Genomic DNA, 12998 nt, shown 5'->3' with positions numbered 1-12998 from the left:
AATCGATCCATGCACGCTGTCGCGCGCGCCGCCATCGTACTTTTGGGTAACCCGGCTGTGCGCGGTGCGAACGCAGAATTTCACGGACCGGACGCCCAGGTCGACAGTCGATTCAAGATTAAACCGAACAAATCAGCGGTAAGCCGTCCGCTCAGCGGTAGTCGTCCTCGTCCAGGGTGACGACACGCGTCTGTTCGGACGAGTCCGCCTCGTTCGCCGAGTCGCGCTCGACATGGGTGACCGGTTCGTCCTCGCGTTGCTGCAGTTCGGTGTGCTGCTCGGCAGCGTCGGCCTCCGGGATCTCCTGGTCCAGCACGACGTCCTCTTCCTCGGGGAATGTGTCCGGCTCGGTCGGATCGACAGTCATGAGGTTCCTTCCGGAGCTGCGGGTCGCGGTCGTCTCCGATGGCCCTCTCTCCGAGCGTAGGAGCACACGCGGCTCGCCGCATACGCACCTGTGACCGCACCCACACGCGTCGGCGCGTGATCGTCTCGTAATATTGCGGCCATGTCGTCGACCGAGCTGCCGGAAACCCGGACCGCTGCCGCGCCACCCGCGTCGCGCCCCGCGCGCGCCGTACGGGTCGCCGACGGCGAGGAGCTCCGCTCCGTCTCGCTGCCCGGACTCACTCTCACCGTGCGTGCCCGGCCGGGCGTCCAGCCCGGTCTGCCGCCCGCGCTGTACGTCCACGGCCTCGGTGGTTCCTCGCAGAACTGGTCCACCCTGATGCCGCTGCTCGCGGACGTCGTCGACGGCGAGGCGGTCGACCTGCCCGGCTTCGGCGACTCGCCGCCGCCCGACGACGGCAACTACTCGGTCACCGGGCACGCGCGCGCCGTCATCCGGTTCCTCGACTCCACGGGTCGGGGACCGGTCCATCTCTTCGGCAACTCGCTGGGCGGCGCCGTCGCCACCCGCGTCGCAGCGGCGCGTCCCGACCTGGTCCGCACCCTCACCCTCGTCTCGCCGGCGCTGCCCGAGCTGCGCGCCCAGCGCACGGCCTGGCCCACGGTGCTGCTCGCGGTGCCCGGCGTCGCCTCGGCCTTCGCGAGGCTCACCAGGGACTGGACGCCCGAGCAGCGCGTCCGCGGTGTCCTCGCGCTCTGTTACGGGGATCCCGGGCGGGTCACCGACGAGGGCCTCAGGTACGCCGTCGAGGAGATGGAGCGGCGCCTTGAGCTCCCGTACTTCTGGGACGCGATGGCCCGCTCCTCGCGCGGCATCGTCGACGCGTACACGCTCGGCGGCCAGCACGGACTGTGGCGGCAGGCCGAACGGGTTCTCGCGCCGACGCTCCTCGTCTACGGTGGGCGCGACCAGCTCGTCTCGTACCGGATGGCCCGGAAGGCGGCCGCGGCCTTCCGCGGCTCGCGCCTGCTGACCCTTCCCGAGGCGGGGCACGTGGCGATGATGGAGTACCCCGAGACGGTCGCACAGGCCGCCCGGGACCTGATCGCCGATCACGGCGGGAGCTGATCCGGGGCGTGGGACGACATAGTCGCAAGGGCTCCGCGCCGTCGGTGTCCGACACCGGACAGCAGTCGGCCGCCCAACAGGCCCCGCCGGCGGCCGGGACACCGGGCACGCAGACCGCCCGCCCGCCGCAGGGCGGCACGGGACGCCGCCGCAGGACCACGGGCGGCGGAGGCCAGGACCCGACGGGGACCCCGGCGCACGGATCCCCGGTGTACGGGACTCCTGCCCACGGAACCCCGATGTACACCCCGGCGCAGGGCACCCCGAGGCACGGGACGCCGGCACAGGGCACCCCCATGTACGGAACCCCCGCGCACGGCACGCCGGTCCACGGGACTCCCGCGCACGGCACTCCCTCCTACGGTGGCCCCGGGTACGGCGGTGGGGCCCACGACACCGGGACGCACGCGGCCCTCGGGACCCCCGCGCACGGTGTCCCCGTCTACGGCGGCTCCGTACGGGGCGGACATCCGCAGCACGAGGAGGGCTCCGCGCCCCGGCCGTACGCGCCACGGCACGGCGCCCCCCGCCCCGACGGGACCGAACAGGCGGCCCCCCAGGCGCCGTTCGTCCCCGGCCCCCGCCGCGAGACCGTCCCCGAGGCGGACGAACCGGGCGGCAAGGGCAGCCTCGGCCGCACCCTCACCGGGGTCGCGGCCGCTGCCGTCGCCACCGTCCTCGCCGTCGTCGTCACCGGACAGGTCGCCGACAAGGGCGAGGCCTCCGGTGCCGCCAAGGCCGCCGAACATCCGGACCCGCGGGCCTCGGACGACACCTCCGCCTCCCGCTCCGACGAGCGGGCCACCCCGCCGAGCTCGCCCGCGCCCGCCGCGACGACCCGGCCGCCGACGTACGAGCAGCTGATCGCCCGCCAGTACCCGATCGACCCGAAGCTCAAGGGCTCCGGCAAGTTCCAGGCCGTGCCCGGCTTCCAGAAGGCACCCGGCAAGGGGAATCTGGTCCGCTACCGGATCGACGTCGAGGAGGGGCTCGGTCTCGACCGGAACCTCTTCGCCACGACCGTGTTCAAGACCCTCAACGACCGGCGCAGTTGGGCCGGCAACGGCGAGATGACCTTCGAGCGCATCTCCAGCGGAGAGCCCCAGTTCGTCATCACGCTCGCCAGCCCCGGCACCACCGGCGTCTGGTGCGAGAAGTCCGGGCTCGACACCACGGTCGACAACGTCTCCTGCGACTCGGCCCAGACGGACCGCGTGATGATCAACGCGTTCCGCTGGGCGCAGGGCTCGGAGACCTTCGGCCCCAAGGCGATGGCCGCGTATCGCCAGATGCTCATCAATCATGAGGTCGGGCACCGGCTGGGACACGGCCACGTGATGTGCAGCACCCCCGGCGCGCTCGCGCCCGTGATGCAGCAGCAGACGAAGTCCCTGGACATCGACGGAATCAAGTGCCGCCCCAACCCCTGGGTCCATCCCGGGAGTTGAGCTCCGGCGGTCCACCCGTGAAGGGCGCCAGGGACTGGCCGTCGCCTGACCCTCCGTGACCGTTCTGCCGCGTAGCGCGACAGAACGCTACCGGGGTGGGAAAGTTACGTGCATTCACCCCTTCCGGTGGTGCGACGGACAACCGTCCGTCGCACCACCGGTATCTCCGCTTACGTTCTTCCCGCTGCGAGTCGCCGGACCAACGGTGGCCGCCGTCAAGGGAGATCGGGGGTGCACTCATGCGGATCGGACTGCTCACGGAGGGTGGCTACCCGTACGCCACGGGTGAGTCCGGACTCTGGTGCGAGCGGCTCGTACGTGGGCTCGGGCAGCACCAGTTCGACCTGTACGCCCTCGGCGGGACAGGCACCCCGCGACCGCTCCCCTCGAACGCCCGCGTCGCACGCACCGCCCACCTGGGCGGCTCCGACATCGGCCCGGCGGCCAGGAACCTCCTCGAACGGACCGCCTTCGGCGACCACCGCGCCGCCCGCCGCGCCTACGGCCGCCGCGAGCGGCGCCGGTTCGTCGAGGCCTTCCACCGGCTGGCCGTGGGCGTGTGCGGGGAGAACACCGCCGGGGCCGGGGAGAACGAAGCGGCGGCCGCGAGCGGGAGCGCCTTCGCCGAAGGGCTCTACGCGCTCGCCGAACTCGCCCGCGAGCGCGGCGGGCTCCCCGGCGCGCTCCGCTCCGACGACGCCGTCCGCACCCTCGAAGCCGCCTGCCGTGCGCCCGGCGCACGCCGGGGCGCGGCCGCCGCGGGACTCCCCGACCACCTCGCCTTCGTCGAGCACCTGGAGCGCACCCTGCGCCCCCTCTCCCTCGACTGGTACGCGGAGGACGCGCTCGGCGCGGCCGACCTCTGCCACGCCGCCGCCGGCGGCACCACCGCCCTCCCCGGGCTGTTGGCCAAACGCTTCTTCGGGACGCCGCTGCTCGTCACCGAGTACGGCGTACAGCTCCGCTCCCACTACCTCTCGGCCGCCGGCGCCGACCGCTCCACGCCCCTGCGCACCCTCCTCGCCGCCCTCCACGGCCGGCTCGCCGCCGAGGTCTACGGGCAGGCCGCCCTCCTCACCCCCGGCAACGCCCACGCCCGCCGCTGGCAGGAGAAGTGCGGCGCCGACCGCGCCCGGATCCGCACCGTCCACCCCGGCATGGCGGCCGACCGCTTCGCCGAGGTCGGCGAGGACGAGGAGAGCGGCGACCCCGCCACCCTCGTCTGGGTCGGCCGGGTCGAACCCGCCAAGGACCTCATCGCCCTGCTGCACGCCTTCGCCGAGATCCGGGCCCGGCAGCCCGACGCCCGGCTGAGGATCGTCGCCGTGCCCGTACGGGACCCGGGCTCCGGCGCGTACCTCGCGCACATCAAGGGGCTCGCCGCCCAGCTCTTCCCCGACGAGGCCGCCGGCGCGCACGCCGTCGGCGAGAACCCGGTCACCTTCGAGGAGCTCGGCGGCCCCGAGGCGCCCACCCTGGAGGACACCTACGCCTCCGCCGCGGTCGTCGTCCTGTCCAGCGTCGTCGAGGGCTTCCCCGCGAGCCTCGTCGAGGCCATGTTCTGCGCGCGGGCCACCGTCTCGACCGACGTCGGCGCGGTCGTCGAGATCATCGGCGGCACCGGCCTCGTGGTCCCCCCGCGCAACCCGCGGGCGCTCGCCGACGCCTGCCTCGCGCTGCTCCGCGAGCCCGAGCGCCGCCACCGCCTCGGCGCCGCCGCGCGCGCCCGCGCGCTCGAACTCTTCACCGTCGAACAGAACCTCGCCGCGTTCCGCGGTATCTACCTGGAACTCCTCTCCCACGCGCCGGTGCGCCACCGGCCCGGGGACGGTGTGCCCTTCGCCCACCCCGCCGAGGCACACGTGCCGGGCAGCTGGGCGCACAAGGCCGTGGCCGCCGGGACGGGAGCCCCCGATGCCTGAAGGAGACACCCCCATGCGCGGCTCCGCCGCCCCGACGAGCCCCGGAGCCTGGGACGCCCGCTCCGAGGCCCTCCTCGGCGCCCCCGCACTGACCCCCCGTACCGGCGACCCGCGCACCCCCGAGGAGCCTGTCGACGCCACGCCGTACGGGATAGCCCCGGCCCGGGGGGAGGCGACGACGCCCCCGCGGGAGGGCGGGACGACGAGCCCGTCGGTCCCGTTCGGCACGTCGGGCCCGGTCGCCACGCACGGCCTGTCGGACCCGCCCGGAACGTCCGACCTGCCCAGCACCCCCGGCGCGACCGGCGCCTCCGGTCCGTCCGGCTCGGACGATCAGACCGGCTCGGACGATCCGAACGGCTCGGACGACCCGACCCGGTCCGCCGAGACATCCGGCCCCGCCCTGGCGGCCGAACCGCCCGCCCCCGCCCTGGCGGGCGACGTACCCGGCCGGGTCCCCGCAGCGCCCGCCCCGGCGGGAGCCCCCGCCCTGGTGGGCGACCTGCCTGGCCGGGACCCGGGGGCGGCCGCCTCGGTCGGAGTCCCCGCCCCCGCCGGAGCCCCCGCCCCCGCCGCCCGCCCCCGGCGCGGTACCGCCGACCCCGTCAAGGTGCTCATGCATCGGCACCGGGAGCTCTGTGCCCGGGCCGTCGACCCGCTGGAGATCGCCGCCGGGCTCGAAGCACAGGGGTTCACCGACCGGACCGCCGCCCGCTTCCGGCACCGGGACGTGTTCTCGCTCGCCGAGGAGCTCTACGCGCGCGTGCCCCGCGGCAGCGAGCCCACCCCGCCCCCCGCACCCCCGCGCGGGGACACCGACGCCTGGGTGCTCGCCGTCCTCACCCCCGGCGCCGCCGCCGCGCTCACCGGTATCGGACTCGCCGTCACCCACGGGCCCGTGCGTCTCGCCGTCGGCGCGACCGGGGCCCTGCTGCTCACCGCCGCACTCCTCTTCGCCGTCCGGCGCGGCCCCTTCCGGGCCCCCGCCGGCGGAACCGTGCCCGCCGCCCGGCTCTGGACCGGCTGGCTCGTGGCGTACGCGGTCTGCGGCGACGGACTCCTCACCCAGGTGCTCAGCGGCGGCCCCGACGGCCCCTGGGACCTGACCCCCGGACCGGTCCTGGCCCTCGCCCTCGCCGTCGCCCCCGCCGCCTGGTGCGCCCGGCTCTTCGCCGACCGGGCACGCCGCCGGATCGCCGACAGCCGGGGCCTCGCCGACTTCGCCGCCGGCACCCGCCCGCTGCTCCTCGGCACCGTGACCCTCCAACTCCTCGCCCTCACCCTCCTGCTCGGGCTCACCGGGTTCAGCTCCGGGGCCCTGGCCCTCGGAGCGCTCCTGCTGCTCGCCCGGCTCCTCACCGTCCACGGCTTCCCCGAGACGGCCGCGGCCGCCCTCGCCGCGGCCAGCGCAGCCGAGGCGCTCGCCCTCACGAGCGTCCTCGCCGCCCGAGTCCCCGTCCCCGGCTTCGACGCGCTCGCCGCCCCCGTGCGGGCCGTCGTCGACACCTGGGGCGCCGGGGCCGTACCCACCCTCGTCTGCGGCGCCGCCGCGCTCGGCCTGCTGGCCCACGCGACCGGCTCCCTTGCCCGGGCCTCGGCCCACGCCACCCCGTGAGACCCCGCCGGAGGCCGGGCGACCACAGCAACCCCCACCTCGCCGAGCCTCCCGCCAGGAAACCCCTTCGCACCCGCGGAGCCGACGCCGCGGGCGTACCCCGCCACCTCTCTCATCACCCCGCAAGGAGATCGAAGACCATGACCCCGCAACCCCAAGGAACGGCCGGTCGGCACGAAGGGGCCGCACGATGAGGGTGCTGCTGCTCGGAGCCAACGGCTTCATCGGACGCTTCGTCGCGGACCGGCTGCTCGCCGACCCGGCCGTCCACCTCACCGCGCTCGGCCGGGGCGACGACGCCGACGTCCGCTTCGACCTCGCCTCCGGCAGCCCGGGCGCGCTGACCCGGTTCCTCGACGCCGTCCACCCGGGGGTCGTCGTCAACTGCGCCGGCGCCACCCGCGGCGGCGCCCGCGACCTGACCCGGCACAACACCGTCGCCGTCGCCACCGTCTGCGAGGCCCTGCGCCGCAGCGGCTGCGGCGCCCGGCTCGTCCAGGTCGGCTGCGCCTCGGAGTACGGGCCGAGCCAGCCCGGCTCCTCCACCGCCGAGGACGCCGTACCCCGCCCCGGCGGCCCGTACGGGGTGTCGAAGCTGGCGGCGACCGAACTCGTCCTGGGCTCCGGCCTCGACGCCGTGGTCCTCCGCGTCTTCTCGCCCGTCGGCCCCGGCACCCCCGCCGGCTCGCCGCTCGGCCGGCTCGCCGAGGCGATGCGCCGGGCCATGCAGGCCGGCGACGGTGAGCTCAAGCTCAGCGGCCTCGGCGTGCAGCGGGACTTCGTCGACGTGCGGGACGTGGCGCGGGCCGTGCACGCGGCCTCGCTCTCCGCCGCCCAGGGCGTCGTCAACATCGGCACCGGCCGCGCGGTCCGGCTCCGGGACGCCGCCGCCGTCCTCGCCAGGGTCGCCGGCTACTCCGGCAACCTGCACGAGCTGGACGCCCCGCACGGCATGCCGCAGCGCCCGATGATCGGCGCCCCCCGCACCGAGGGCACCATCGCCGACCAGCTGGCCGCCGCCCCCTACCCGTACCCCGACGGCTGCGGCCCCTGGCAGCAGGCCGACGTCCGGACCGCCCGCGACCGGCTCGGCTGGCGGCCCCGGATCAACCTGGAGGAGTCGCTCGCCGACATCTGGATGGAGGCGGCGTGTCGCATCTGACGGCGATCACGGGGGCGGTGAAGGAGGCCCTCGGGGTGGGCGTGCCCGGCTACGCCCACCCGCTGCTCGCCCCCGTCGAGTGGGGCGAGCTGACCCGCCCCGGGACCCCGCTGCACTGGGCGGTGCTCAACGTGGCGGACGGTCCGGGCAGCCGCCCCGACCCGCACTGCCTGGAGGCGGCGGGCAGGCTCCGTAACGCCGGGGTCAGGGTCCTCGGGCACCTGGACGCCGCGTACGGCTCCCGGCCCTTCGGGGAGCTGGTCTCGGACGCCCACCGCTTCGTCGACTGGTACAAGGTCGACGGCTACTACCTGGACCGCTGCCCCGCGGACCGGGCGGACCTGGCCGGGGTGCGGCGGGTCACCGCGACCCTGGAGGCGGTCCTCGGCGGCGAGGCCCACCTCGTCCTCGGCCACGGCACCCATCCCCACCCGGGATACGCCGAGACCGCCGACCAGCTGGTGACCTTCTCGGGCGCCTGGGCGGACTACCGCTGGTCGCAGGTGGCCGAGTGGACGGCCGAGTACACGGAGGCGAAGTTCGTCCATCTCGTGCACGGCGTTCCCCGCACCCACCTGGACGAGGCCCTGCGGATCGCCCGCTGGCAGGGAGCCGGGACGATCTTCTTCACCGACCGCGCGGGGGGCCAGGGACAAAGTGCGCCATTCCACTCGCTGCCCGGCTACTGGGACGAAATCGTCTCGCGGATCGGACCGGGTGTCTCGGAATGAGGAGGAGCGTGGCAGTGTTACGGGGAGAACAACCGTACTGACATACCGACAACCGGAGTCCCCGTGTCGCTGCCACCCCTGGTCGAGCCGGCTGCCGAGCTCACCGTAGACGAGGTCCGCAGGTACTCCCGCCACCTGATCATCCCGGACGTCGGGATGGACGGGCAGAAGCGGCTGAAGAACGCCAAGGTGCTGTGTGTCGGTGCCGGCGGCCTCGGCTCGCCGGCGCTGATGTACCTGGCCGCCGCCGGCGTGGGCACGCTCGGCATCGTGGAGTTCGACGAGGTCGACGAGTCGAATCTCCAGCGCCAGATCATCCACAGCCAGGCCGACATCGGCCGCTCCAAGGCCGCTTCGGCGCGCGACAGCGTGCTCGGCATCAACCCGTACGTGAACGTGATCCTCCACGAAGAGCGGCTCGAGGCCGAGAACGTGATGGACATCTTCAGCCAGTACGACCTGATCGTCGACGGCACCGACAACTTCGCCACCCGTTACCTGGTGAACGACGCCTGCGTGCTGCTGAACAAGCCGTACGTCTGGGGTTCGATCTACCGCTTCGACGGCCAGGCGTCCGTCTTCTGGTCCGAGTACGGCCCCTGCTACCGCTGCCTCTACCCGGAGCCCCCGCCGCCGGGCATGGTCCCGTCCTGCGCCGAGGGCGGCGTCCTGGGCGTGCTGTGCGCGTCCATCGGCTCCATCCAGGTCACCGAGGCCATCAAGGTCCTCGCCGGCGTGGGCGACCCGCTGGTCGGCCGCCTGATGATCTACGACGCCCTGGAGATGCAGTACCGCCAGGTGAAGGTCCGCAAGGACCCGAACTGCGCGGTCTGCGGCGAGAACCCGACCGTCACCGAGCTCATCGACTACGAGGCCTTCTGCGGCGTCGTGTCCGAGGAGGCCCAGGAGGCGGCGCTCGGCTCCACGATCACTCCCAAGCAGCTCAAGGAGTGGATCGACGACGGCGAGAACATCGACATCATCGATGTCCGCGAGGTCAACGAGTACGAGATCGTCTCGATCCCGGGCGCGCGTCTGATCCCGAAGAACGAGTTCCTGATGGGCAGCGCCCTCCAGGACCTCCCGCAGGACAAGCGGATCGTCCTGCACTGCAAGACGGGTGTCCGCAGTGCGGAGGTCCTCGCCGTGCTCAAGTCCGCGGGCTTCGCCGACGCGGTGCACGTCGGCGGCGGCGTGATCGGCTGGGTCCACCAGATCGAGCCCGAGAAGCCGGTCTACTAGTCGGCCGAACGGAAGGGCCCGAACCTCGGCACGAGGTCCGGGCCCTTTCTCATGCCCCGCTACGGGTCATGCCCCGCTGCGGGTCATGCCCTGCTACGGGTCGCCCCGCCACGGGTCACGCCCCGCTACGAGCCGCCCCGCTGGAACAGGTCTTGCCGTACGAGGGGACCTTGCCGTCCAGGAGGTACGCGTCGACCGTCCGCGTCACACAGGACGACGTGCCGTACGCGCCGTGCCCCTCGCCCTCGTTGGTGACCAGGACGCCGACGCCCTTGCCGAGCTCCTTCGCCATCTTCTCCGCGCCCTCGTACGGGGTCGCCGGGTCGCCCGTCGTGCCGACGACCAGGACCGGGGCGGAGCCCGGGGCGCTCGCCTCCGGGGTCGCCCGCTCGCCCTTCACCGGCCACTCGGCGCACCAGCCGGCCGTGTCCCAGGCGAGGAAGGCGCCGAACACGGGGGAGAGGCGCCGGAATTCGGGGATCAGCGCCTTCGCGTCCGCCGCGGTCGGCCGCGCGCTGGAGTCGGCGCAGGAGATCGCCCGCTGCGAGTGCGTCTGGGTGGCGTAGTGGCCGTTCGCGTCACGGTCGTTGTAGAAGTCGGCGAGTTCGAGCAGGGCGCCGCCGCGACCCTTCTCGGCGTCCGCCAGGGCCGCCGTCAGGAGGGGCCAGTTGGGCTGCCCGTACAGCGTCACCGCGATGCCCGTGAGCGCCAGGCCCTCGGTGAGCTTCCGCTCGCCGACGGCCAGCGGCGCGCGGTCGAGCTTCCGCAGCAGGCGCTCGATCCGCTCGGTCCCGGCCTCGGGGTCCTGGCCGGTGCTCTTCAGGTAGTTGCCCAGGGCCCGCTGGAAGCCGATCGTCTGGTGGCGGGCGTGCCCGACGGCGTCGGCGGTCGGGTCGACGACCGCGTCGAGGACGATCCGGCCCACGTTCCGCGGGAAGAGGTGCGCGTACGTGCCGCCGAGCTGGGTCCCGTACGAGATGCCGAAGTAGTGGAGCTTGTCGTCCCCGAGGACCTGCCGGATCAGGTCCAGGTCACGGGCTGTCGCGGTGGTCGTGGTGTGCGGGAGGACCGTGCCGGAGCGACGGGCGCAGCCGGCGCCGAAGGCGGCGTTGTCCTTCAGGTACGCGGCCTCCTCGGCGGCCGAGTCCGGGGTGACGTCGACGGTGGCCTCGGCGGCGGCCTGCTCGGCGTCGGTGCGGCAGACGACACCGGAGCTGCGGCTGACGCCGCGCGGGTCGAAGCCCACCAGGTCGTAGCGCTCGCCGAGCTTGCCGTAGTCCTCCTCGACCTGCGGCAGGATGTCGACGCCCGAGGCGCCGGGTCCGCCGAAGTTGAAGAGCAGCGAGCCGATGCGGTCGGCCTCGCGGCCGGCCTCCTTGCGGATCAGCGCGATCGGGATCGTCGCGCCCTCGGGCTTCGCGTGGTCGAGCGGCACCTTCACGGTGGCGCAGCGCCAGTTCTTGCCGGGCTTCGCCGTGTCGGGGCCGGGAGCCGGGCAGGACCGCCAGTCGGGGCGCTGGCCGGTGAGAGCAGCAGGGAGCGGGGGAGTGGTGGCGGTGGCCGAGGGGGCGGCGGTGGTGGCCGACGGCTTGGCGTCGGACGTGGTCGGGCTCGGCGTGGTGGCGGGTGCTCCGCCGCCGGCGCTCGTGCAGCCCGCGACCAGCAGGCCGGTGACGGCCAGGACCGCCGCCCGTATGCGTATGGACATGTGTTCCCCCCAGGTGCCCGACAGGGGGGCCCATCCTAGGGGGAGCCCTGCGGGCTACTTGCAGACGGTGCCGGAGGCCGGGACCTTGCCGTCCAGGAGGTAGGCGTCGACCGCCTTCTTCACACACGCGTTGCCGCTGTTGTAGGCGCCGTGGCCCTCGCCCTCGTACGTCAGCTCCACGCCGACGCCGTCGCCGAGCGCCTTCACCATCGCGCGGGCGCCCTCGTAGGGCGTGGCCGGGTCGCCGGTGTTGCCGATGACCAGGATCGGCGCCGCGCCCGGAGCGGAGACGTCCGGGTGCTCCCAGGTCCCGGGCACCGGCCACTGCGAGCAGCTGGAGAGCGCCCAGCCCATGAAGTCGCCGAAGACGGGGGAGGCCTCGCGGAACTCGCCGAGCCGCTCCTTGGCCTGGCCGAGGGTGTAACGCTCCTTGAAGTCGACGCAGTTGATGGCGGCGTTGGCGGCCTGGATGTTGCTGTAGGAGCCGGTCTGGCCGCGCCCGTTCATCGAGTCGGAGAGGGTGAGGAGCAGCCCTCCGTCGCCGCCCTCGGCGTCGGAGAGGCCCTGCTCCAGATAGGTCCACAACTCCTTGGAGTAGAGGGCCTGCGCGATGCCGTTGGTGGCCTGCGTCTGGGTGAGCTCGCGCTCGCCGATGCCGGCGATCGGCTCCTTGTCGAGGGAGGCGAGGAGGTCGGTCACGAAGGTCTCGATCTCGGCGACGGTCGAGCCGGGCAGGGTGCACTCCTCGCCGCGGTCCACACAGTCCTGGGCGAAGTTGTCCAGGGCGAGCTGGAAGCCCTTCGCCTGGCCGAGGGCCCCGTCCTCGACGCCGGCGTCCGGGTCGACGACGGCGTCGAAGACGGTCCGGCCGACGTTCTTCGGGAAGAGATGGGCGTAGACGCCGCCGAGTTCGGTGCCGTACGAGATGCCGAAGTAGTGGAGCTTGTCGTCGCCGAGGACCTGGCGCATCAGGTCCAGGTCGCGGGCGGCGTTCTCGGTGCCGACGTGCGGCAGGGCCGGCCCCGCGTCCTTGTCGCAGCCCGCCGTGTACCTCTTCTGGGCGTCCGAGAGCGTCCGCTCCTCGGCCTCGTCGTCGGGCGAGAAGTCGAGGGCGTAGTAGGCGTCGAGCTCCTTGTCGGTGAGGCATTCCACCGGGTCGCTGCGGCCCACCCCGCGCGGGTCGAAGGAGACCAGGTCGTAGCGGCCGCGCAGGGTCTCGTACTCGGTGGCGAACCCGGGCAGCCCGGTGACGCCGGAGCCGCCCGGCCCGCCGAAGTTGAAGACGAGCGAACCGATCCGCCGGTCCTGGTCGCGGGCCCGGGCCCGGATCAGCGCGAGCTCGATCGTCTCGCCCTCCGGCACCGACCAGTCGAGCGGGGTCTGGAGGAAGGAGCACTCCCAGGCGGCGCCCCCGGGCAGCGGGGAGGGTGCGGGCCCGCCGCCCTCGGCGGCGGACGGTGCCGGGCACGGGGCCCAGGACAGTTTCTGCGCCGCCAGCGCGGAGAGCCCGGCCGTTCCGCTCGGCTTCGTCCCCTCCGCCTCGTCGCCCCCGTCCGAGCACCCGGCGGCGAGCAGCACGGTGGTGGCGGTGAGCAGAGCGGCGCGCTGCGCGGCGGAGATCGGCATAGGCCCATGGTGGGCCGCGGCCCCCGCCGCCGCGCGGGACGGGGGGCCATGCGGGTGGCACGCGGAC

The 12998-nt window shown here is 74.0% G+C and carries 10 protein-coding genes; 7 read left to right on the top strand and 3 right to left on the bottom strand.

Annotated elements, in window-relative coordinates:
- Positions 1-151: 151 nt before the first annotated feature.
- Entirely contained in the window at positions 152-367 is a 216-nt protein-coding gene (locus tag N5875_RS13420) for a hypothetical protein (RefSeq protein WP_318209087.1), read from the bottom strand.
- Positions 368-508: 141 nt separating this feature from the next.
- On the opposite strand from N5875_RS13420, the gene N5875_RS13415 reads away from it, so the two are divergent.
- The 7 genes from N5875_RS13415 to moeZ all read left to right on the top strand — a co-directional run bounded on the left by N5875_RS13415 (position 509) and on the right by moeZ (position 9597).
- Positions 509-1477 (top strand): alpha/beta hydrolase, encoded by a 969-nt coding sequence (locus N5875_RS13415; RefSeq protein WP_318209088.1) that lies wholly within the window; start codon positions 509-511, stop codon positions 1475-1477.
- Between the two features lie 8 nt (positions 1478-1485).
- Entirely contained in the window at positions 1486-2925 is a 1440-nt protein-coding gene (locus N5875_RS13410; RefSeq protein ID WP_338493867.1) for a DUF3152 domain-containing protein, read from the top strand.
- Positions 2926-3164: 239 nt separating this feature from the next.
- The gene (locus tag N5875_RS13405; protein ID WP_338493865.1) at positions 3165-4847 is read left to right on the top strand and encodes a glycosyltransferase; all 1683 of its coding nucleotides are present in this window, start codon (positions 3165-3167) and stop codon (positions 4845-4847) included.
- A complete protein-coding gene (locus N5875_RS13400) occupies positions 4840-6462 on the top strand; it encodes a hypothetical protein (RefSeq protein WP_338493863.1) in 1623 nt (540 codons plus the stop codon). Before N5875_RS13405 ends, N5875_RS13400 begins: the two co-directional genes overlap by 8 nt.
- A 190-nt stretch (positions 6463-6652) precedes the next feature.
- Entirely contained in the window at positions 6653-7624 is a 972-nt protein-coding gene (locus N5875_RS13395) for an NAD-dependent epimerase/dehydratase family protein (RefSeq protein WP_030320749.1), read from the top strand.
- On the top strand, positions 7612-8355 hold the full coding sequence (locus N5875_RS13390; protein ID WP_318209091.1) for a spherulation-specific family 4 protein: 744 nt from the start codon (positions 7612-7614) through the stop codon (positions 8353-8355). The genes N5875_RS13395 and N5875_RS13390 overlap by 13 nt, the downstream gene beginning before the upstream one ends.
- Before the next feature lie 63 nt (positions 8356-8418).
- Positions 8419-9597, top strand: coding sequence for an adenylyltransferase/sulfurtransferase MoeZ (gene moeZ, locus N5875_RS13385; protein WP_318209092.1), 1179 nt, complete (start codon positions 8419-8421; stop codon positions 9595-9597).
- A 115-nt stretch (positions 9598-9712) separates the two neighbouring features.
- Here moeZ and N5875_RS13380 read toward each other — a convergent pair whose 3' ends face one another.
- On the bottom strand, positions 9713-11305 hold the full coding sequence (locus tag N5875_RS13380) for an alpha/beta hydrolase (RefSeq protein WP_338493859.1): 1593 nt from the start codon (positions 11303-11305) through the stop codon (positions 9713-9715).
- A 54-nt stretch (positions 11306-11359) separates the two neighbouring features.
- Positions 11360-12931: an alpha/beta hydrolase gene (locus tag N5875_RS13375; protein ID WP_338493856.1), complete on the bottom strand. Its 1572-nt coding sequence runs from the start codon at positions 12929-12931 to the stop codon at positions 11360-11362.
- Positions 12932-12998 lie beyond the last annotated feature (67 nt).

It is taken from the genome of Streptomyces sp. SJL17-4, assembly GCF_036826855.1.
Classification (GTDB): domain Bacteria; phylum Actinomycetota; class Actinomycetes; order Streptomycetales; family Streptomycetaceae; genus Streptomyces.
This window is presented reverse-complemented; position numbering and strand designations above follow the sequence as displayed.

What these genes read in the sequence shown, in the direction of transcription:
- N5875_RS13405 (WP_338493865.1), top strand. Translation starts at nt 3,165, where the DNA reads ATGCGGATCGGACTGCTCACGGAGGGTGGCTACCCGTACGCCACGGGT.
- N5875_RS13400 (WP_338493863.1), top strand. Translation starts at nt 4,840, where the DNA reads ATGCCTGAAGGAGACACCCCCATGCGCGGCTCCGCCGCCCCGACGAGC.
- N5875_RS13420 (WP_318209087.1), bottom strand. Translation starts at nt 367, where the DNA reads ATGACTGTCGATCCGACCGAGCCGGACACATTCCCCGAGGAAGAGGAC.
- N5875_RS13380 (WP_338493859.1), bottom strand. Translation starts at nt 11,305, where the DNA reads ATGTCCATACGCATACGGGCGGCGGTCCTGGCCGTCACCGGCCTGCTG.
- N5875_RS13395 (WP_030320749.1), top strand. Translation starts at nt 6,653, where the DNA reads ATGAGGGTGCTGCTGCTCGGAGCCAACGGCTTCATCGGACGCTTCGTC.
- N5875_RS13415 (WP_318209088.1), top strand. Translation starts at nt 509, where the DNA reads ATGTCGTCGACCGAGCTGCCGGAAACCCGGACCGCTGCCGCGCCACCC.
- N5875_RS13375 (WP_338493856.1), bottom strand. Translation starts at nt 12,931, where the DNA reads ATGCCGATCTCCGCCGCGCAGCGCGCCGCTCTGCTCACCGCCACCACC.